Source organism: Anaerostipes sp. MSJ-23 (assembly GCF_018918155.1).
Classification (GTDB): domain Bacteria; phylum Bacillota; class Clostridia; order Lachnospirales; family Lachnospiraceae; genus Anaerostipes.
In genome coordinates, this window is the sequence record NZ_JAHLPY010000003.1 from 51,350 (window position 1) to 73,492 (window position 22,143).

Below are 22,143 nucleotides of genomic sequence, written 5' to 3' on the forward strand. Positions count from 1 at the left end.
CAATGAGTGAATGCAGTCATGATTGTAGCAGCTGCAGTGCAAACTGCGGAAGCAGAACACAGGATCCGGCTGATTTTTTGGAACCGTTATATAAGGAAAGTAGTGTAAAAAAGGTTATTGGAATTGTCAGTGGTAAGGGAGGCGTAGGAAAATCTATGACGACTTCTCTTCTTGCAACCGCTGCAATGAGAAAAGGACTTCATACAGGAATTTTGGACGCCGATGTAACAGGTCCATCGATTCCGCAGGCCTTTGGTCTTCATGAACGTCTATTAGGAAATGCAGAGGGAATTATTCTGCCTGCAATGACTAATTTTGGAATTGATGTGGTATCTTTAAATCTGATGCTCGAAGATGAGACAGAGCCAGTCATTTGGAGAGGACCAATCGTAGCTGATGTTGTAAAACAGTTTTGGGGCAAAACTTTATGGAAAGATATTGATGTTATGTTTGTAGATATGCCTCCTGGAACGGGAGAAGTACCATTAACTGTATTTCAGTCCATTCCATTGGATGGAATTATTGTTGTTGCAACCCCTCAGGAACTGGTTGGAATGATCGTAGAGAAAGCTGTGAATATGGCCAATATGATGAATGTGCCAGTGCTTGGTCTGATTGAGAATATGAGTTATATTAAATGTCCAGATTGTGGAAAAGAAATTAAAGTGTTTGGTGATAGTCATATTGAAGAAATTTCTGAAAAATATAAGGTTCCGGTATTAGGAAAGTTACCAATTGATCCAAAATTAACAGAAGCATGTGATGCAGGTTTGATTGAAAATGTGGAAAATCTTTATTTAGATGGAGTTATCGATATTTTAGCTTAAAACACAAAAAAATAGCGAAAAACGGCAAAAAAAATGAAAAATCCGGTCAAAAACCGGAAAAAAAGAAGAAAAAGAACGGAAATTTTATGATTTTCGTTCTTTTTTTGATGAAATTTAAAAAAATGTTGTAAAGAATTTGTAACAACTAACTGGAAAATATTGGGTAAAAATTGTTTTTTTTTGCGTACAAAGGTTGACAAATGAGGCGTTACGGGTTAAACTCGTAACATAAGTCACAGAAATGTTACAAAAATGTTTCGAAAATTAAGAAGTATGAAATAAACTAGAAAGAGGTTAAAATATGTTAAAATCAATGAAGAAGAAAGTGATGGTAGTAGCAATGATGTTCGTTATGGCATCTGGATTCTTATTCACAGGATCGACTTCAGCAAAAGCAAAATCAAGTAGTGTGAAATACTTAGGAAAATATAAATTAACAGCATATTGCGGATGCAAAAGCTGCAGCGGAAAATGGGGAACTCGTACAGCATCTGGAAGACAGGCAAAACAGGGAAGAACAATTGCTGTTGATAGAAGAGATATCAAATTAGGAAGTAAGATTAGAATTCAGGGAAAAACTTACGTGGCAGAAGATGTCGGAGGTGGAGTAAAAGGAAAACATATTGATGTATTCTTTAGCTCTCATAGCCAGACAATGAAATTTGGTAAGAAGACAGGCGTTAAAGTCTATAAAGTAAATTAGAAATCCTAGATACAAAAAAGATCCTACGGAAAATCCGTAGGATCTTTTTTTCTTTAAAAATCTTCTGGGTAAATTCCCTGATCTTTCAGAGTCTGTAGAGCATCCATAACATTCTGTTTATCTTCAGAATATGTAACACCATACCATTGGTCTTTGGATACAAGAACATCCATAGAAGCTTTGCCCTGATGTAAAAGGTTGCTTGCTAAACTTGGAATAAAATATTCACCTTTCATTGGATTTTCAATCAGTGCTTTATCGAGAAAAGCAGGAAATCCTTTTTCAAGTTCATCCATGATCATTGGCTGGAATCCAAAGAAATTCATAGATACAAGTTTATCAAATGGAAGGGAAGTCCATGTGGCGCCATCATCTTCTGTATATTCTGCATGATCTTCACGTTTTTCGATATGCGTACGTTCTGTGATAGATAAGAGCTGATGGTTTTCATCAACCTCACAGATACCTCTGGAAACATACCCATTGTCTGTAACTGTATTTCCAAGATGATATCCCACCATAGCAAAAGCAGCTTTCCCGTTTTTATTTTCATGATTCATCAGAAAATCAGCCATAATCTTATAACCGTTTACGCCGTAATAATCATCTGCATTAATTACAGCAAAAGGTTCATTGATGAAAGGCTTTGCACATAGAACAGCATGAGCTGTTCCCCAAGGTTTAATACGACCTTCTGGTAATTTGTATCCTTCTGGAAGAGAATCCACTTCTTGATAGGCATAGCATACTTCCATATCATCTGGAACACGTGCACCAACAGTTTCTTTAAAATCCTTTTCGATTGCTTTCTTTATAACAAAAACAACTTTTCCAAAACCTGCGCGTTTTGCGTCATAGATAGAAAAGTCAATAATTGCATGTCCTTGAGGATCCATAGGATCCATCTGTTTTAAACCACCGTAACGGCTTCCCATACCGGCAGCAAGAATTACCAAAGTTGGTTTCTTCATAAATAATATCCCTCCTAATTATTAAACTAAAACAAGTATATCGCATCTGAAAAAGGAAAGAAAGAGATTTCACTTTTAGAATGAGAATTTTCGGTTCCTTATATCCGGGTGGTTTGCGAAAATGATATAATAAAATAAAAAAGAACAGGGAGGGAAAGGTTGAAAAAGAATAGTAGAGGATATCCATTCCATTAAGGACATCACAAAAAGACCATCATATGGTGGTCATTTAAAATTGAATATGTAGCAAAGTTAAGGTTTATTCAGCAGCTGACTTGATTTTATAACCTTGAAACTGTGCCATTAAGATTGCCTGTTCAATTGTAATCTCACGATTGACAGGGAGAACCTTTCCGTGATTTGTAGTGTACTGAATATCCCTATGGAAACGATTATAAAAAGAAAGCTGCAACAAGCCAACGTTTTTTCATGACGTTTTGTGCCTTGAGCAGCGCGAAAGGAATGGATATAAAAATGAGAAAAAAAATAATCAGCGTTGTGCTTTGCACCGTGATGACGGCAGCACTTGCATTGACTGGCTGTGGAAAGAGCAGCGACAGTTCATCAACTTCTTCAGGAAGCAAAGATGGCAAATACAAAGATGAAATTACGATCGATGTATTTGATGCCATGGCAAACTATCAGGGAATCCAGTCTGGATGGTTTGCAAAAGTTGTAAAAGATAAATTTAACATGAAGTTAAATATCATCGCACCAAACGTTGCGGGTGGTGGAGATACTTTATTCCAGACACGTTCTACAGCAGGAAACCTTGGTGACCTTGTTATTATTGGAACAGAAAATGGAAAATTAAAAGACATAGTCAAAGCTGGACTTTTGGCAGATATGACAGATCTGTTAAAAGGTAAAGACGTAATGAAAAACTATAAAACAGCGATTACAAATACAAATAAGCTGACAGGACAGAAAGGAATTTATGCACTGCCAAGTGAAATTTCTAATCAGTCACCAAACGTATCAGCAGATGGTATTGAACGGCTTGTTGCAAACTATGTAAGATGGGATGCTTACAAAAAAGCAGGATATCCAACCATCAACACACTGGATGATATGATTCCTGTTCTTAAGAAAATGCAGCAAAATACACCAAAGAGTGATTCAGGTAAGAAAACTTATGCAATCTCATTATTCAAAGATTGGGATGGTGAGACTATGATGGCAGCTTCTAACTATGCTTCTTTATATGGATATAAAAACACAGGTTTTGTATTTTCAAAAGCAGATGGAAGCGAAAATCAGGATGCAATCGACAGCAACGGAATTTATGTAAAATCACTGAAATTCTTATTTAAGGCTAATCAGGCAGGACTGATTGATCCTGAATCAACAACTCAGAACTATGATATGTTATCTGACAAATATAGAGACGGACAGATTTTAACATCTCTCTGGTCTTATCAGGGATCTTCTCTCTACAATACAACAGATAACAAAAAAGCAGGCAAAGGATTTATGCCAGCAAAAATTAAAGATAGTTCACCATATACATCTGGATGTTACTCAGAAGGTAACTCAAAAACAATCATCGCAATCGGAAGTAAAGCAAAAGATCCTCAGAGACTGGCTGACTTCATCGACTGGATGTACTCACCAGAAGGTATGGAATGTGTAGGACAGGCAAATGGTGCAGCAGGACCAGAAGGACTGACATGGGAAAAGAAAAACGGAAAAGCCGTTTACACAGCATTTGGTGATAAAGCACTTCCAAGTAATAGCGTTAAAGTATCAAGCAAATGGGGTGGCGGATCATGGAAAGATGGAATCTGTACTCTAAACTTCAAACCATTATGCTTAACAGATACAGATCCTAACACAGGAGAACCTTACATGGCTACTATGTGGGATTACGCATTAAAGAAAAACAATACAACACTTGATAAAGATTGGCAAAGCAAATCAGGCGGAGCAAAAACAACGATTGAATACTTAAAGAAAAACAATCAGTTATCCGTTGGAACAGGAACATCTTATGTACAGCCAGAAGAAAGCTCTGATATTTCTACTCTGAGAAATCAGTGTAAATCAACAATCGTAGACAGCTCATGGAAGATGATTTTTGCGAAGAACGAAGCAGAATTCAACAGCATCTTAAAGAACATGCAGAAGACAGTAAAAGGTCTTGGATATGAAAAAGTTCTGAAAGTTGATATGAAGAATGCAAAAGATAAAGCAGCATCTGTAAAACAGGTAGTAAAAGACTACAACGCAAAACAAAATAAATAAGAGCCAGAGAAAAGAAAGCGGAATCGGTGAGAGCTGGTTTCGCTTCTTTTCAACTTAAGGAAGAATAACAGGAGGATATAACATGGCTTACGGAAAGAACATTCGAAATATTTTGTATGGTGGAGATTATAATCCGGAACAGTGGCCGGAAGAAGTATGGCAGGAAGATATGAGAATGATGAAAAAGGCTCATGTCAATATTGTTACACTCAATGTCTTCAGCTGGGCAACGTTGCAACCATCCGAAGACACTTATGATTTTTCAAAACTGGATAAGATTATGGACTATGCAAGAGAAAATGGTCTGAAAGTCTGCCTGGCTACATCGACAGGAGCGCATCCTGCATGGATGGCACATCGTCACCCAGATATTTTAAGAACAGAATTTAATGGAACAAAAAGAAAATTTGGGGGAAGACATAATTCTTGTCCAAACAGCACAACCTATCGCTATTATGCACAGAAATTAGCATCCAAACTTGCCAAACGTTATAAAGACTATGATAATATTGTAGCATGACATATTTCAAATGAATTTGGCGGAGAATGTTACTGTGAAAATTGCGAAAGAGCGTTCCGAGAATTACAGGAACTAGGAGAAGAATTAGAAGTATTAGGAGATGCATTCTTAGAAGGAAGAACTCCATCAAAAGTGGCAGTTGTCGTTGATTGGGACAACTGGTGGGCATTGGAGAACTCAGCAGGACCAAGCATTTATATGAAATATCTTGATGCCTTGAGAGATTTTTATGGAGCAGCTTTCCATCAGAATGTTCCAGTAGATTTAATCAGTGTAGAAGATGATCTTGATCCTTATCAGGTTGTTATTGCACCATTGCTTTATATGACCAAAGGAACTTAGGATGAAAAAATCCGAGCATTTGTACAAAATGGAGGAACATTTATCACAAGTTATTTTAGTGGAATTGTTGATGAATATGATCTTGTTATCCTTGGAGGATATCCAGGACGATTAAGAGATATTCTTGGAATTTGGGTAGAAGAAAACGATGCACTTCCAGAAGGAGAAAGCAATTCTTTCTATTACAAAGGAGAAAAATATCCAGCAGAAATTCTTTGCGATCTGATGCACCTGGAAGGAGCAAATGAGATAAGTACTTATGAAGAAGATTTCTATCAGGGAACACCAGTTATCACAAAAAATGCATTTGGTAAAGGAAACGCATATTATGTTGGAACAAGATCAAATCATGAATTTTATGATATCTTTTTAAAAGACGTCTTTGAAGAAGCGGGAATCAAACCGGTTATGAAAACACCAGAAGGAGTCGAAGCATCTGTAAGAAGAAATCAAAAAGGAGAAGTTCTATTCCTTTTAAATCACAGTGGAGAAGAAAAGAAGGTTCTTTTGGAAGAAGATTATTTAGACCTTCTTGGCAAAGATAGACTCCATAAAGGAGATTTCGTTACCCTTACGAAAAATGATGTAAAACTTTTATGAAAAAATATTGCTGAAAAATAAGAGTGAAATAAGAAAATAGTGTTATAAATTAGTGGCTAAACTCGCATAAAAGACTATGGGGTTTAGCCACTTTTTTTTTAATTTACAATATTTTTTTCTAAATAATCAAGAAGTTTTTTTGAAGTTCCAAGTGTTCGTAATGTACATTCTACATTTGGAAGAGGTGCAAAGTATTGAGATTCTTTGCCATCAAGAGGATAAAACCAAGATTGGTAATTGACAATGATTCTCTTCGCATCGTCACAGAGAGTTTCTGATGATGATGTAAATTTAATTTCCAGAGCTTTTCTGTTCTTTTTGAAATTAGAAATTTTATTTTTAAGTATATTCTTATCTAAAGCTAGTTCTGTTGTATTAACGTAACGTTTCTTTGCCAGTAAAAGTATTTCTTTTCCCTCTTTAGATTTTGGAGAAATTTTATATGTTTTACCGTTGCGGTAATAAATGATTTGTTTTACTTTTCCTGTAAAGTAATTTGCATTTGCATATTCTACAGGATCTTCATCATCTATTTCAGCAATATTTTTCTCCTTTTTTATGGTTGTTTTTGTGTTAGCTTTCGTACTTTTTGAGGAATCTTTTTTGTCATTTGAACACCCAGCCAAAGAAAATATCATGATCGAGAGAGAGACAATAAAAATTAGTTTTTTCATAAAAATACCTCCTTTTTTAATAGATAAAACATATTTTTAGCAGAATTGTGAAAATAATTTGTGAGCTACTCCTCTCATGCGGTACAGTCGTTCCTATAAAAGTGGCTTTTAATAATTATTTCTGGACAGGAAATCTGGCTTATTGATCATGGCATGTTCACTGATGCGTGTGCCAGAAAGACGTGCAGTCTTATTATCAATACCATATGTTGGAATAGGATCTCCTTCTGCTTTTATGGACGTGGATGAATGCGTCTTGGCGGAAACAAGATCTATTTTTTTCTTGATTCCTTATAAATTGTTTGATAACTTTCCGATTTTTATTGACAGATGAGATAAAATATTTGTCTGACCAGAAATAAAGTTTCCAGTAATATTTTTTTAGAATGTCTGACCGTATCGTTTTCTGGCTCTTCTGGCAGTTTGTGTCTTTCAGACATTAGCAAGTTCTGCTGGGAATGTCATTGTATCTTCTTTCTTTCACATTGTGTTGCATACTTTACAAATAAATATATATAATTATATTATAAAAATATGATGTTGTCAAGATATCAGAAAGGATACAACCATATGGCATATGCAGTAATACAACGGATCACCTCATTCAATGATATCATCTATGGATATTGCAACAACTTCTGCCAGAAAGCGATGTTGTGATACAATGTTGCTTTTTTCCGCGTTTGTAATACCTTCACAGGATATGAAAAAGAGTATCGAATAAGTAATGAAGTTGAAGTCTTTAATGAGATCGTTGCGTTGCAGAATGTTTATCTAAGTATACACATTTGGAAAGTGATCCCATATTGTCATATGGAAAAACCAATGCGTGTTGCGAAAAAAAACGGATTTCTTTTCCGGACTTCTCAAGCAGATGGCCCAATCGATGGTAAGACAGGCGACCAAAGATTTCAGAAACTGGCTGGCTTCTTTAAAGAAATATAAGAAGCATCCAGAAGAGCTCTTGGGCAAGCCGAAGATGCCACATGATAAAAACTAGATCTTACAACGGCAACGATCATGAAGCAGGATGCAGTTTTATATCTGAAAGAGAATGAAGTGTCTTTGAAACTGTCGATCACAAAGCAACGTAACGTCTGTATTTTTTCAATATCTACGAGGATGCTTTCTTAAAAGAAGTGGAGATCAAGACTTATCATGGAGGATTCCTGCTCTGCCTGACATTTGAAGAATCGGGGCTTTGTTGATTTTTGTATCGAATATCAGGCAAGAACACTCCTTTTTGGCGTGAACCGGTTATGGAATCAGCAATCGAACACTGGGATTGCAAACAATCAGAAGTTCTTGTCCATGCCGATTGCCTTTTTTCGAAAGATAATCACGTATAATGATGTTCCAACCTATGGCGTTTCGCAATAATTTTGTAGCAGGTATCACTGAGTTGTTGATTCTATCATTTTTACGAAAAGAAGATAATTATATTTATGAAATTTCGAAATCGATTCAGATGTTTTCTCAAGGAAGACTTTCGATTTCTCAGAATACCTTATATTCTGCTACTTATAAGCTGGAAAATGAAGGGTATATTAGTGAGTATTCAAAGAAAGTTGGACGAAAGAGAGTCCGGGTTTATTATAAACTTGAACCTTCAGGGGAAGAATATCTAAATAGAATTCGGGAAAACTATGAGGATGTTTTCCATGGGACAGAAAATATTCTAAAAGAGTTAGATTAAAAAAAGAGGAAGCGAACGTTGAGAGATACGTTTAGCTTCCTCTTTGTTTAAATCTAAAGAAATTGTAACGATATATTTCACGCTAAATCGGAATTTTTTGATTTTCTATATTCCGCAGGGCTGATTCCAACATATTTTTTAAATTTTTTATGGAAATAGTCTACGTTAGAGTAGCCGACCATCTGAGCAATTTCATAAACTTTATATTCTTCTTCTTTTAAGAGCTGTTTTGAGTTTGCAATTCGAATTTCATCAATATAGGAGTTAAAGCTTTTTCCGGTTGATTTATGAAAAACTTTTCCAAGGTAAGAGCTGTTATAACCGAACAATTCCGCGATGGTTCCAAGCTTTAGTGTTTTGTTATAGTTATGTTCAATGTATTGTAGAATATCATCCATGATATTTTCACGGCTTGGAGAGGCAATAGCAGTAATGCATGCTTCGAATTGTACCGTAAACATTTGGATGATTTCATAAAGATAAAATTTTTCTTCTACCTCACTTAATATGGTCAGGTTGCTTGCAAATGGAATATCGAGTCCGCCGTATGTATGTAACAGGATGCTTTTTACATGAATCAGAATATCTGCAAGGAAATGTTTGATCGTGGATGGTTCCAGATGGCTTTTGTACAGATCGTGTTCCATGTTCTCCATAACGCCAAGAAGCATATGACGGTTTCCGGATTGAATAAAGTTTGCAATGGGCTCTGCATAAATATCTTCGGGTTGTTGATCCGGTTCAATGTCTGTAATTTGATGGGAAATTTCTTCATACCCAAGAGTGTGCTGATTATAATGGCAGAAAAAACGTCGTTTCATCAAACAATTGGCATCTTCATAGGACAGATGAATATCTTCAACAGAGTAGACAGGTCGTCCGTAGGTGAAGAAAAGGCTGTCAAGCGGCGATCCGGTTTTTCAGATGATTGTTACTGACGGTTGTGTTTAAAATAGCGTAGCTTTTGATCGAAGGAAGAAAGATTTTTTCATAAAAACATAATTCCATAGAGGAATTTCCAAAAGAATCTGTTTTTTTATGAGAAGACCAGAATGGCGTGGAGGTTTGTTTAAAATGTTGAAACCACTCCGTATTCTTCATTTCTTTGTTGATCGGTGTAACATAATCTGTTTTTGTGATTGTCGGATTCAAACTATAAATATGGATATTTTGAATCGATGGATCTTGTGAAATGACAGACGTTATTTTATCATAATTGGTTAACGCATTTAAGCTTTGATGCGCAGAGGTATACTTTTTGCTTAATAAACGTATCAACTCTGGGTCTGAGGCGATGGAATCTGATTTATTATAAATATTGGATGTCATATCAAGTAAGAGAGATTTTACTCGAAGATTGAGAAAGACATTGGTTTTTATAATGTTGGAATAAAAGTGAACGTGTATTGTATACAAGATAAATTCCGATGATCATGACTGGAATAAAAATAGCAATGGCAAAGATACAAAATAATTGACGTTTCACTTTCATAGTAGTCACCCGATTGGATAATTTCTTATATAACAAAATTTTTCACCTGTTTTATCCTTTTCTTTTTCTTCTTTATTATATAGTTTTTTGACACAAAGAAAAAGAAACATTGAGGGAAAAAATACATATTTTTTTTGACATATTTTACATGTAAAATCAGAGGTCTGAAATTCTTTTGGAAAAACTCTAATTATTTGTGTGTTTTATCTTAAATTTTGCTGGTATTCATTAAAAAAAAGCACCTTTATAATGGATGATAGAAAGAAATTAAAGGAAATGAAATATGCTTTAGGAGGAATATGAAAAATGAAATTTGGAAATGGATGTTGGCTACAGAAAGAAGGTTATGAATGTTTTCCACCACAGCAGATTTACTTTACAAAGATCGAACCAAAGAAAGTAACTCTGTGTGCACCAACTTCAAGAATTTTCCACAGAGGAGATACTCTGGGTGGAATTAATCTGACATTGGAAATAACTTCCCCAATGCCGGAAGTTCTGAGAGTGAAGACTTATCATCATCTTGGAATTAGAAAAACAGGACCGGATTTCGAGCTGGAGACACAGGAAAATGTAGAACTTGAGATCGAAGATAGCGATGAAAAAATCTGCATCAAAAGCGGAAGCCTGTCACTGACGATCACAAAAGAAAATTTCAGCATGGAGTATGCAAGAGATGGAGAAATGATTTCAAAATGCAACGGAAGAGATCTTGCATTTATGAAGACAGATTGGAAAGGATATGCCTACGATAAAGGAAGTAAAGATGCTTACATGCGCCAGCAGCTTTCTCTTTCAGTTGGAGAACTTGTTTATGGAATGGGAGAACGTTTTACACCATTTGTAAAGAACGGACAGACAGTTGATATCTGGAATGAAGATGGTGGAACAAGTACTTATTAGTCTTATAAAAATATTCCGTTTTATCTGACAAATAAAGGATATGGTGTTTTTGTCAATAATCCTGGAGATGTTTCTTTTGAAGTTGCAACGGAACAGGTATCAAAAGTACAGTTTAGTGTATCTGGAGAATGCTTAGATTATTTCTTTATCAATGGACCAACAATGAAAGAAGTACTTGCTCATTATACAGGAATTACAGGAAAACCATCCCTGCCGGCACAGTGGACTTTTGGATTATGGTTATCTACTTCTTTCACAACTAATTATGATGAAGAAACTGTTATGAGTTTTATCAATGGAATGGAAGAACGTGGAATTCCTCTTCAGGTATTTCATTTTGACTGCTTCTGGATGAAAGATTTCCACTGGTGTGATTTCACATGGGATAACAGAGTGTTCCCTGATCCAGAAGGAATGTTACAGAGAATCAAAGCTAAAGGATTAAAGATTTGTGTATGGATCAATCCTTACATCGCACAGGAATCCCCATTGTTCTTGGAAGGAAGGAAAAAGGTTATTTCATTAAGAGAACCAATGGAGATGTATGGCAGTGGGATATGTGGCAGCCTGGAATGGCAATTGTAGATTTTACAAATCCACAGGCATGTCAGTGGTTTAAAGATAAGCTTGCAGTTTTAGTAGATATGGGTGTTGACTGCTTTAAGACAGACTTTGGAGAAAGAATTCCAACAGAAGATGTTGTTTATTATGATGGAGCAGATCCAGTAAAAATGCATAACTATTATACTTATCTTTACAACAAAGTTGTGTATGAATTATTAGAAGAGAAAAAAGGAAAAGAAGAAGCAGTATTATTTGCAAGATCAGCATCCGTTGGCGGACAGAAATTCCCAGTTCATTGGGGTGGAGATTGCTGGTCAACTTATGAAGCAATGGCAGAAAGTCTTCGTGGAGGATTATCTCTTACAATGTCAAGATTTGGTTTCTGGAGCCATGATATTGGAGGATTTGAAAATACATCAACAGCAGATGTCTACAAGAGATGGGCAGCATTTGGATTATTATCTACACATAGCCGTCTGCATGGAAGTACTTCTTATCGTGTACCTTGGGCTTATGATGATAAAGCCGTTGATGTTGTAAGATACTTTACAAAATTGAAGATGCAATTACTTCCTTATAATATTTATAGCAATGCGGCATATACAGCCAAGACTGGTGTTCCAACCATGAGAAGTATGGTATTGGAATTTGAAAAAGATCCAACTTGTGCTTACCTTGATCGTCAGTATATGTTAGGTGGAAATATTTTAACAGCACCAATCTTTAGAGAAGATGGAATTGCTAATTATTATCTTCCAGCAGGAACATGGACAAATTACTTAACTGGTGAAACAAGAGAAGGTGGCGTATGGGTAGAAGAACATCATGATTATCTGTCTATCCCTCTATGGGTAAGAGAAAATTCTATCATTCCAGTATGCAATCAGATGGAAAGAAATGATGATGCTTATGATAAGAACCTTCAGTTGAAAGTATATGAGCTCAAGGAAGAAGCAAGTACTTGTGTAACACAAAACGGAAGCCAAGTATTAAGTATTGAAATTAAGAAAGACGGAGAAGCAATTACATGTAAGGCAGAGACAGAAAACGCTTATGAAATCCGTTTTGTAAATTGTAAATTAACATCAGCTGACAATGCAGAACTTGTTGTAGATGGCAACGATACAATTGTGAAAGTATCTGATCCAAAAGCTGTTGTTGTGTGCAGATAGAAAAAGGAGTTTTAGGAAAATGCAGAGAAAAGATCAGGCGAAAAAAATTCTGAAAGAACTGACTCTGGATGAAAAGATCGGCATGATCCACGGTGCACAGCTGTTTCAGACAGCTGGCGTAGAACGCCTTGGAATTCCACCATTAAAATTTTCTGACGGACCGATGGGTGTTCGTCAGGAATTTGAACCGGATAGCTGGGCAACGATCAATCATACAGATGATTATGTGACTTATATGCCATGTATCAGTGCACTGGCAGCAACATGGAATCGTAAGCTTTCTTCTGATATGGGAAATGTTTTAGGAGAAGAATTCAGAGGAAGAGGCAAGGACATGCTTCTTGGACCAGGAGTTAATATTAAGAGAAGTCCTCTTTGTGGACGTAACTTTGAATATTTTAGTGAAGATCCATATCTTACAAAAGAAATGGCTGTCCCTTATATTCAGGGAGTACAGAATTGGGATGTCGCAGCGTGTGTGAAACATTTTGCAGTAAATAATCAGGAAACAGAACGTCTTTGGGTAAATGTTGAAATTGATGAAGACGTTTTGAGAAAAATTTATCTCCCAGCGTTTCATGATGCAGTTACAGAAGGTGATGTTTATGCAGTGATGGGAGCTTACAATAAAATACGTGATGAACATTGCTGTCAAAGTGATTTCTTATTAAAAGACATTCTTCGTGAAGAATGGGGATTTGAAGGAGTTGTCGTATCCGATTGGGGAGCTGTTCATGATACAGAGAAAGCTGCAAATTCACAGCTTGATGTAGAAATGTCAGTAACAAGTGATTTTGACGATTACTTTATGGCAAATCCATTAAAGAAAAAAATCGAAGCAGGAGAAATCAGTGAAGAAGTTGTTGATCAGAAAGTTCTTCATATTCTGGAACTGATGATCCGTCTTCATATGCTCGATGGGAAAAGAAAATCCGGAGCTTATAATACACCGGAACATCGACAGAAAGCATTAGAAATTGCAGAAGAATCTGTCATTCTTTTGAAAAATGAAGATCATACACTTCCATTAAAGAAAGAGGAATTGAAGAAGATTCTGCTTGTTGGAAGAAATGCAGAAGAGATTCACTCAAATAATGGGGGAAGTGCAGAAATCAAAGCATTGTATGAAATTACACCATTGATGGGATTGAAAACACATCTTGGTGGAAATGTACAGGTTGATTATATTGAAGGTTATGAAAAAGATCCGAAAAAAGAAGAAAGCGATACAAACTGGCAGGAAACCAGTCTGGAAAACGGTGGCGGTTCTGTAAAACAGCAGCAGGAAGATGAAGCTTTAAAAGAAAAAAGAGCCGCAATGCGAAAAGCAGCAGTGGAAAAAGCAAAAGAATATGAAACTGTTATTTATATCGGTGGCTTAGACCATGATCATGATAGCGAAGGAAATGACCGTCCAGATATGAAACTTCCATATGAACAGGATGAGTTGATTAAGGAACTTTTAGAAGTGAAACCGGACATGCCGGTTGTGCTGATTGGCGGAACTCCAGTAGAGATGGGAGAATGGATTGATCAGGCAAAAGCAGTTGTCTGGGGATGGTACGCAGGAATGGAAGGTGGAAATGCCATGGCAGAAGTTCTGCTTGGAGAAATCAACCCTTCTGGAAAACTTCCAGAAACATTTTATAAAACACTTTCTGACTGCTCTGCACATTGTATCGGAGAATTTCCTGGAACAGACAAAGTTCGTTATGCAGAAGGAATTTATGTTGGATACCGATATAATGATAAATTCCATATTGAACCACAATTTTGCTTTGGACACGGTTTAAGTTATACAACATTTGAATATAGCAATCTTGCATTAGACCGAACCAATCGAGCAATTACTCTTTGTGTAAAAAATACAGGAGACGTAGAAGGAAGCGAGATTGTACAGGTTTATGTTCATCGGGAAAACGAACCAGACATTATAAAAGAACTGGCCGGATTTGAAAAGGTATCGTTAAAACCAGGAGAAGAGAAACAAATCACAGTAAATGTAGAAATTGAAAATGGATTCACTTGTAGATTCTTTGTAGGAAGTTCTTCAAGAGATATTCGGCTTATGGATTAAGGAGAGAAAATATTATGTCAAGTTTATCATTATCCCATATTACAAAACAGTATGATAACGGATTTGAAGCAGTAAAAGATTTCAATATCGAAGTAGAAGATAAAGAATTTATCATTTTCGTCGGACCATCAGGATGTGGAAAATCAACAACCTTAAGAATGATTGCAGGTCTGGAAGAAATTACATCTGGAGAATTAAAGATCGACGGAGAATTGATGAATGATGTAGAACCAAAAGATAGAAATATTGCCATGGTATTCCAGAACTATGCGTTATATCCACATATGACTGTATTTGATAACATGGCTTTCGGATTAAAGCTTCGTAAGCTTCCAAAAGATGAAATTGCAAAGAAAGTAAATCATGCAGCAAAGATCCTTGGATTGGAAGCATTGCTTGATCGTAAACCTGGTGCATTATCAGGAGGTCAGAGACAGCGTGTTGCCATGGGACGTGCGATTGTGCGTAATCCAAAAGTCTTTTTGATGGATGAACCACTGTCAAACCTTGATGCTAAATTAAGAGTTCAGATGCGTGTGGAAATTGCAAAACTTCATGAAGAACTTGGAACAACAATTATCTATGTAACACATGACCAGACAGAAGCGATGACTCTTGGAACAAGAATTGTTGTTATGAAAGATGGTGTGGTACAGCAGATCGATACACCAGATCATCTTTATAATCAGCCAGGAAACCTGTTTGTAGCAGGATTTATCGGATCTCCACAGATGAACTTTATTGATGCTGTATGTAATGTTCAGGGGGATAATGTAACATTAAAGGCTGGAAATCTTGAATTTGCATTACCTGCAGAAAAAGCAGCAAAATTAAAAGCTGGAAATTACAATGGAAAGACAGTTGTTGTAGGAGTACGTCCGGAAAATGTTACAGATGAAATCAAAAATCCAAATGCAGCTTATGCAAAATTCAGTGCAAAAATCAATGCATCTGAAATGCTTGGATCTGAAGTTTATTTATACTTTGACTTCAACAATACACCAATGACAGCAAGAGTAGAACCTGGAGCAACAAGAAAAATGGGAGATGAAGTAAACTTTGTCATCGACCTTTCCAAAGTACATGTATTTGATAAAGAAACAACAAACGTTATTACAAACTAAAAATACATCAATGGAATTATAATTTGAAAAACAGCATTTTTATCAATAAAACAATAATTTTGATAGAAATGCTGTTTTTCTATTGTGCAAAGTTAGAAAAAAAACATGGACTGTGTTATACTACTTTCAGAATGTCTGAAACCAGAGAAAATGTATAGGAAAAGTGGCATGGATACTTGATTAGACGAAGTTGAAGTGGTATATTTATTAACAATAGCAAGGAGAGAAGGATGGACGAATTAAAGAAAGAAATCGAACAATTAAAAAAAGAAAGAAATGCTGTTTTATTAGCACATTATTATGTAGATGATGAGGTGCAGGCAATTGCAGATTATGTAGGGGATTCCTATTATCTTGCCAAAGTTGCATTAAAAGAATCTAAAGATGTGATCTGCTTTGCAGGAGTAAACTTTATGGGTGAAAGTGCAAAGATCTTAAATCCGGACCGTATGGTTGTGATGCCGGATCAGTTAGCAGATTGCCCGATGGCACATATGATCGATATTGATAAGATCAAACAGGTAAGAGAAGAATACGATGATCTTGCGGTTGTATGTTATATTAATTCTACAGCAGAGATCAAATCTTACGCGGATGTATGTGTAACATCATCCAATGCACTAAAAGTTGTAAGCTCGCTTCCACAGAAAAATATTTTCTTTATTCCAGATGAAAATCTTGGAAGATATATTGGAAGTCAGCTTCCAGAAAAGAATTTTATTTACAATGATGGTTTCTGTCATGTACATAGAAGTATTACGAAGGAAAATGTGTTAAAAGCCAAAGAGGTACATCCAGAAGCAGAAGTTTTAGTACATCCAGAATGTACACCAGACGTTGTTGCACTTGGGGATTATGTGGGAAGTACATCTGGCATCATTAATTATGCAACAGCATCAGATAAGGATACTTTTATTATCTGTACAGAAATGGGAGTGCTTTATGAACTGAAACAGAAGAATCCTGGAAAAACTTTCTATTCTGTAGGACACCGTCAGTTCTGTCCGAATATGAAGAGAATTACTCTGGAAAATGTTCGTGACACATTAAGAGACTTAAAAAATCAAGTAGAACTTCCGGAAGATCTGCGTCTTAAAGCAAAGAAAGCATTAGATGAGATGCTGCGTATCGCCGGATAAAAAAGATAAAAGTTCTAGGAAAGGGACTAAAAAATTATGAAATCAGCAGATGTTGTTATCGTGGGAAGCGGTGCGTCAGGACTGTTCCACGCATTATTCCTCCCAAAGGATTATAAGATTATTGTGATCACAAAAAAAGAGGTTGAAGAAAGTGATTCATTTTTAGCACAGGGAGGAATCTCTGCATTAAAGAATCCAGAAGATTATGATGCTTATTTTGAAGACACTATGAAGGCTGGACATTATGAAAATAACAAAGGTGCCGTCGAAAAGATGATCAAAGAATCACCACAGATTATACAGGATCTAAAAGATTTTGGTGTGAGATTTGACTTGAAGGATGGAAAAATCGAGTTTACGAGAGAAGGAGGACATTCTACCTTCCGTATTCTTCATCATGAAGATCTGACAGGAAAAGAAATTACAAGCCATTTATATGAAGAGGCCAAGAAACGAGATAACATTACGATCATGACACATTGTACAATGGTCGATATTATTGAAAAAGGTGGGGCTTGTAAAGGAGTCGTTTACAAAAATGAACAAGGAGAACTTGATACGATTGAGGCACCCGATACTGTGCTTGCAACGGGAGGACTCGGTGGATTATTTAAACACTCTACAAACTTTCCTCATCTAACAGCGGACAGCCTTGCCATTTGTTTGCGCCATCATGTGGATCTGGAAAATATTAACTACATACAGATTCATCCAACGACTTTTTATTCAAAGAAGCCAGGAAGAAGATTCCTGATTTCGGAATCTGTCAGAGGAGAAGGGGCTTATCTGCTGAATAAAGATGGAGAGCGTTTTACCGATGAATTAAAACCAAGAGATGTTGTAACCGGTGAGATTTGTAAACAGATGAAAAAGGATCACAGCGATCATGTGTATTTATCAGTGACACATTTGGATGGAGAACGAATCAAAAAACGTTTTCCGAATATTTATAAACAGTGTTTGGAAGAAGGCTATGATATGACAAAAGAGCCAATTCCTGTAACACCGGCACAGCATTATTTTATGGGTGGTATAAAAGTAAATCTAGATAGTAAGACATCGATGGATCATTTGTATGCAGTTGGTGAGACAAGCTGTAATGGAGTTCATGGAAAGAACCGTCTGGCAAGTAATTCTCTGCTAGAAGCTTTGGTTTTTGCAAAGGCGGCAGCAAAAGATATTACAGCTCATCCAGGAAAAGCAGAAGAAGTTCCTGTAGATCTTTCTCAATATGAGAATGAAGAACAACGAGAAAAAGAAAATGAACAGCTTGTTCTGGACGAAATCAAACGAAAGGACAGAAGTTTTTATGATCAATGGTGTAACGATGAAAATTAACATCGATGAATATTTGATGAATGCGTTAAAAGAAGACATTACAGGAGAAGATGTCAGTACGAATGCTGTCATGCCGCAGGCAAAACTAGGAACAGTTGATCTGATTTGTAAGGAAGATGGAATTATCTGTGGATTGGAAGTTTTTGAACGTGTATTTAAGCTTCTGGATGATCAGGTAATTTTTGAAACAAAATTAAAAGATGGAGACAGAGTAAAAAAGGGTGATCTCATGGGGGTTGTAAAAGGAGATATTCGTGCATTACTTTCCGGAGAGAGAGTTGCATTAAATTACCTTCAGAGAATGAGTGGAATTGCTACGTTTACAAATGAGCTGGCAAAGGAACTGAAAGGCTATAAAACAAAGCTTCTTGATACAAGAAAAACAACACCAAACATGAGACCATTTGAAAAATATGCGGTAACTGTCGGAGGCGGACATAATCATCGATACAATTTATCGGACGGAGTTATGTTAAAAGATAATCATATCGGAGCAGCCGGAGGCATTCGCCAGGCAGTTGATATGGCAAAAGCATATGCGCCATTTGTAAGAAAGATCGAAGTGGAAACAGAAAATCTTTCCATGGTAAAAGAAGCTGTAGAAGCTGGTGCAGATATTATTATGTTAGATAATATGGATGATGACACAATGCGCGAGGCCGTGAAATTGATTGATGGACGCGCTGAAACAGAATGCTCTGGAAATGTCACAAAGGAACGACTAAAAACGATCCGTGAAATCGGCGTTGACTATGTATCTTGTGGAGCATTAACACACTCAGCACCGATTATGGATATTTCACTGAAACATCTAAAGCCTATAGAGTAAAATAAAAAGAAAAACAAAAAATCCTGTGAAAAGCAGGATTTTTTTGTATAAAAGGGAGACATATCAAAATGGAAGATTTAAAATTTCAAAATCAATATCATACAGACAAAGAAGTGACAAAAGAATACGCCAAGTATGTTTTCTGTAAATCAACGAGAATTCTTGGAATTGTTTTAATGATCATCTCAGCAATTGCTTTTGTCTTGAGTCTTAAAGCAGGATATAAAATGTCGGAAAGTGCACTGTTTATCCTTTGCTTTGTTGGGGGTCTTTTAATTTATGGTTATTATATAATTATTGTAAAAGTTATTGACCATTCAGCAAAGAAAAAAGAACAGGAACAACCGGAGTGCATTGTACGTTTTGGAAATAAAATTTTAATGGAACAAGGAAAACTTCAGAAAGAATATGAATATAAACAGGTAAGGAAGTTTTATAATCTCCCACATATTTATGCATTGATCATTGGAAAAAACCAGGCAGTTCTTGTGAAAAAGGGTGGGTTTACAAAAGGAAAAGAAGAAGAATTTGAAAAATTTATCAAAGAACGAATGTTGTAAGGATGAAGGGGCGTTATAAAACGCCCCTTCATATTTTTAGCTCATATAAAATGCTTGGTCTTCCGCCAGTTGAGTAATCAATAAGACTGGTGGCTTCGTTTTCTTCAATAAGAAAATTCATATATCTTCGGATTGTGACTCTGGATAATCCAGTTTCTGAGGCAATCTGTTCGCATGTCAGGTATTGGTTTTTATGATTGTTCAGACATGTCCGGATTTTTTCTAGAGTTTTTTGTTGAACCCCTTTTTGTAATTCTGTTTTTTTACTTGAGGCGGAAGGTGGTGTGGTGCTGACCAGACGATCGATTTCTTCTTGAGTGAAAGGAAGGCCACTTTGTATAGCTTTTCTACGAAGAAGATATTTATCGAGTGCCATGGCGAATCGATCATATTGGAATGGTTTGATCAGGTAATCGACAATTCCAAGGCGAAGTGCTTCGTTAATATGTTCAGCGTCATTAGCCGCAGTGATCATAATGACATCAATTTCATTTCCTTCTTTCCGGAGTTGGCTTAAAAGTTCCAGTCCTGTATAATCTGGCATATAAAGATCAAGGAGTAGTAAATCTGCAGTTGATTGTTTTAAATAAGCTAGAGCATCTTTTCCATTATGGAAGGTTGCTACGATTTGGATATCTGGATTTTTTTGTGCAAATTGACAATTGATAGAAGCAACCATCAGGTCATCTTCAACAATCACGGTTTTAATCATAATTTTTTCTCCTTTTATTGATGCTGATTGTAAAGGAAGTTCCAGCTTCCGGTTCAGACACGATATCTAAAAATCCTTCATGTTTTTTCATAATTTCTTGGATCAGTCGTAGGCCGATACCATGTCCTTCTCCTTTGGTTGTGTATTGTCCTTCATAAATTCGCTCAATTTGCTGCTCTGTCATACCATGTCCGGTGTCATCGGTCGTGATGGTCAGTCCATGTTCATTAGAGGTGATGAATAGTTCCACCTGGCGAATTCCTGGCATATTTTTTGTTGCATCAAAAGCATTTTCAATCAAATTTCCAACAATTGTGACGAGCTCTTTTGTCGATAGATATGGATTATGTTCTTCGAGGGAGCTGTCTTTTCTTAGTGTAAAATCAATATCTAATTCTTTTGCCCGATTTCGCTTTCCAAGAATTAGGGCAGCAATGGTTCGATTTCTAATTTGACGAACAATCGTCTGATAACCACTTTCAATATCTGTTGAAACATCACTAATAAATTCAATCGCTTCATCGATGGATCCAATTTGGAGCAGTCCAGAAATCACATGTAATTTGTTCATATATTCATGTGTATTTGCTCTCAAAGCATCAATCACATGATTTGTTCCAGTTAACTGTTGAGCGAGGGAAGTAATTTCTGTCCGATCACGCATGATCAAAAGGACAGCTTCTGGTTTTCCGGGCTCTGGTAAAGGAATTAGATTAACAAGGAGTGATGCTCCGCTAATTTCCAATATTCGTCCAAATAGAGACTTTCCGGTGTGAAATCCTTCTTCAATCAGAGCCGTAAGAGCTGTGTTGGAAAAAAATGATTTTGCATCTTCCATTGTTTCAGAAGTTTTATTTTGATAAAGAAGCTGCTGGTTTTTATCAACGGCTAAAATCAATTCATCAAGATTATCAAGAATCTCTTCTCTTTGTAAATACATATCTGCAAAAGTTCCAGGTTCAAATCCGAGTAGTGATTTTCTTATATTTCTTGCGATAATGTAAGCAATTACTACGCCAACACAAAAAATTAGAAGAAAAATCAATAGAAAACCGGTGATAAGTTGCCTTTTTTGTTGATGAATTGTGGATAAAGAAGCACTGACCATTAAAAATCCGATGATATTGCCTTTTTTATTTTGAATTGCATGAAAGGCACGTTTTTGTACGTCTTCATTTCCCTGTCGTATTGTAATATAAGGTTTTGCTCCGGTTAAAATTTTTTCATAGTCTCCACCAGTAAATTTTTTTCCAATATAAAAGTGGTTTTGATGATAAAGACGGATACCGTTGGTATTTGAAATAACAAGATAATTGATATCTTTGGTCGTTCCAGAAAAAATGATATCAAGTCGTTTGATCAGCGAAGAATCAAAGGTCCCTTTGGACAATCCATCGATAATTTCTGGATCACTGGATAGGATGGATGCAGTATGTGAAATATTTGATTCCAGGTTTTTATTAAGGGTTTTTAATTCTATTGGAAAAATAAAAAGACCAGTAAGAATCATAACAATTAGTACGATCAAAGTATAGGATAAAGTAAGTTTTTGTAAAATAGACAGTTTTTTCATGTAAGCCTCCTTTCGTTTAATTTTATTATAAAAGAAAAAAATAGTGGTTTCCATTTTTTTTACTTTCAAAAGTCTTTCTATAG

The 22,143-nt window shown here is 36.1% G+C and carries 19 protein-coding genes and 3 pseudogenes; 15 read left to right on the forward strand and 7 right to left on the reverse strand.

What is annotated here, in order from left to right:
* The first annotated feature begins 2 nt into the window (after positions 1-2).
* Positions 3-827 carry an Mrp/NBP35 family ATP-binding protein gene (locus KQI71_RS03895; protein ID WP_216434288.1) on the forward strand — a complete coding sequence of 275 codons (825 nt, stop codon included), beginning with the start codon at positions 3-5 and terminating at the stop codon, positions 825-827.
* Positions 828-1,128: 301 nt separating this feature from the next.
* Positions 1,129-1,530, forward strand: a complete 402-nt coding sequence (locus KQI71_RS03900) for a 3D domain-containing protein (RefSeq protein ID WP_216434290.1) — start codon at positions 1,129-1,131, stop codon at positions 1,528-1,530.
* A gap of 53 nt (positions 1,531-1,583) precedes the next feature.
* On the opposite strand, the gene KQI71_RS03905 is transcribed toward KQI71_RS03900, so the two are convergent.
* A complete protein-coding gene (locus KQI71_RS03905) occupies positions 1,584-2,501 on the reverse strand; it encodes a nucleotidyltransferase family protein (RefSeq protein WP_216434292.1) in 918 nt (305 codons plus the stop codon).
* Between the two features lie 474 nt (positions 2,502-2,975).
* Between KQI71_RS03905 and KQI71_RS03910 the strand changes: the two genes are divergently transcribed.
* The 4 genes and pseudogenes from KQI71_RS03910 (at position 2,976) to KQI71_RS12395 (ending at position 6,207) form a co-directional block, all read left to right on the forward strand.
* The gene (locus KQI71_RS03910; RefSeq protein WP_216434294.1) at positions 2,976-4,745 is read left to right on the forward strand and encodes an ABC transporter substrate-binding protein; all 1,770 of its coding nucleotides are present in this window, start codon (positions 2,976-2,978) and stop codon (positions 4,743-4,745) included.
* Positions 4,746-4,827: 82 nt separating this feature from the next.
* Entirely contained in the window at positions 4,828-5,265 is a 438-nt protein-coding gene (locus KQI71_RS12385) for a beta-galactosidase (protein ID WP_253287919.1), read from the forward strand.
* 132 nt (positions 5,266-5,397) lie between these two features.
* Positions 5,398-5,994 (forward strand): annotated as a pseudogene (locus tag KQI71_RS12390) (beta-galactosidase trimerization domain-containing protein); the annotation flags it as partial.
* A 21-nt stretch (positions 5,995-6,015) separates the two neighbouring features.
* On the forward strand, positions 6,016-6,207 hold the full coding sequence (locus KQI71_RS12395) for a Beta-galactosidase C-terminal domain (protein WP_253287928.1): 192 nt from the start codon (positions 6,016-6,018) through the stop codon (positions 6,205-6,207).
* Positions 6,208-6,305: 98 nt separating this feature from the next.
* Here KQI71_RS12395 and KQI71_RS03920 read toward each other — a convergent pair whose 3' ends face one another.
* On the reverse strand, positions 6,306-6,881 hold the full coding sequence (locus KQI71_RS03920) for a hypothetical protein (protein ID WP_216434296.1): 576 nt from the start codon (positions 6,879-6,881) through the stop codon (positions 6,306-6,308).
* Between the two features lie 196 nt (positions 6,882-7,077).
* A complete protein-coding gene (locus tag KQI71_RS13065) occupies positions 7,078-7,317 on the reverse strand; it encodes a transposase (protein WP_216434514.1) in 240 nt (79 codons plus the stop codon).
* A gap of 927 nt (positions 7,318-8,244) precedes the next feature.
* Between KQI71_RS13065 and KQI71_RS03930 the strand changes: the two genes are divergently transcribed.
* On the forward strand, positions 8,245-8,577 hold the full coding sequence (locus KQI71_RS03930) for a PadR family transcriptional regulator (RefSeq protein ID WP_216434298.1): 333 nt from the start codon (positions 8,245-8,247) through the stop codon (positions 8,575-8,577).
* Positions 8,578-8,654: 77 nt separating this feature from the next.
* On the opposite strand, the gene KQI71_RS03935 is transcribed toward KQI71_RS03930, so the two are convergent.
* Both KQI71_RS03935 and KQI71_RS03940 read right to left on the reverse strand, forming a co-directional pair.
* Entirely contained in the window at positions 8,655-9,398 is a 744-nt protein-coding gene (locus tag KQI71_RS03935; protein WP_216434300.1) for a helix-turn-helix transcriptional regulator, read from the reverse strand.
* A 79-nt stretch (positions 9,399-9,477) separates the two neighbouring features.
* Positions 9,478-9,993, reverse strand: coding sequence for a hypothetical protein (locus KQI71_RS03940; protein WP_216434302.1), 516 nt, complete (start codon positions 9,991-9,993; stop codon positions 9,478-9,480).
* A 562-nt stretch (positions 9,994-10,555) separates the two neighbouring features.
* On the opposite strand from KQI71_RS03940, the pseudogene KQI71_RS13070 reads away from it, so the two are divergent.
* From KQI71_RS13070 to KQI71_RS03975, 8 genes and pseudogenes are all read left to right on the forward strand, one after another.
* Positions 10,556-10,993: pseudogene (locus KQI71_RS13070) on the forward strand (alpha-xylosidase); the annotation flags it as partial.
* Positions 10,994-11,134: 141 nt separating this feature from the next.
* Positions 11,135-12,708, forward strand: a pseudogene (yicI, locus tag KQI71_RS03945) (alpha-xylosidase).
* A gap of 19 nt (positions 12,709-12,727) precedes the next feature.
* A complete protein-coding gene (locus KQI71_RS03950) occupies positions 12,728-14,785 on the forward strand; it encodes a glycoside hydrolase family 3 C-terminal domain-containing protein (RefSeq protein WP_216434305.1) in 2,058 nt (685 codons plus the stop codon).
* Positions 14,786-14,799: 14 nt separating this feature from the next.
* Positions 14,800-15,909: an ABC transporter ATP-binding protein gene (locus KQI71_RS03955; RefSeq protein ID WP_216434307.1), complete on the forward strand. Its 1,110-nt coding sequence runs from the start codon at positions 14,800-14,802 to the stop codon at positions 15,907-15,909.
* A 230-nt stretch (positions 15,910-16,139) separates the two neighbouring features.
* Positions 16,140-17,048 carry a quinolinate synthase NadA gene (gene nadA / locus KQI71_RS03960; RefSeq protein WP_216434309.1) on the forward strand — a complete coding sequence of 303 codons (909 nt, stop codon included), beginning with the start codon at positions 16,140-16,142 and terminating at the stop codon, positions 17,046-17,048.
* Positions 17,049-17,084: 36 nt separating this feature from the next.
* A complete protein-coding gene (locus KQI71_RS03965) occupies positions 17,085-18,386 on the forward strand; it encodes an L-aspartate oxidase (RefSeq protein ID WP_216434311.1) in 1,302 nt (433 codons plus the stop codon).
* Positions 18,361-19,215: a carboxylating nicotinate-nucleotide diphosphorylase gene (nadC, locus tag KQI71_RS03970; protein WP_334300756.1), complete on the forward strand. Its 855-nt coding sequence runs from the start codon at positions 18,361-18,363 to the stop codon at positions 19,213-19,215. Before KQI71_RS03965 ends, nadC begins: the two co-directional genes overlap by 26 nt.
* Before the next feature lie 68 nt (positions 19,216-19,283).
* Positions 19,284-19,775, forward strand: coding sequence for a YcxB family protein (locus KQI71_RS03975; RefSeq protein ID WP_216434313.1), 492 nt, complete (start codon positions 19,284-19,286; stop codon positions 19,773-19,775).
* 28 nt (positions 19,776-19,803) lie between these two features.
* On the opposite strand, the gene KQI71_RS03980 is transcribed toward KQI71_RS03975, so the two are convergent.
* Together KQI71_RS03980 and KQI71_RS03985 are read right to left on the reverse strand one after the other, a co-directional pair.
* Positions 19,804-20,487, reverse strand: a complete 684-nt coding sequence (locus tag KQI71_RS03980; RefSeq protein WP_216434315.1) for a response regulator — start codon at positions 20,485-20,487, stop codon at positions 19,804-19,806.
* Positions 20,480-22,060: an ATP-binding protein gene (locus tag KQI71_RS03985; protein ID WP_216434317.1), complete on the reverse strand. Its 1,581-nt coding sequence runs from the start codon at positions 22,058-22,060 to the stop codon at positions 20,480-20,482. The genes KQI71_RS03980 and KQI71_RS03985 overlap by 8 nt, the downstream gene beginning before the upstream one ends.
* Positions 22,061-22,143: the final 83 nt, after the last annotated feature.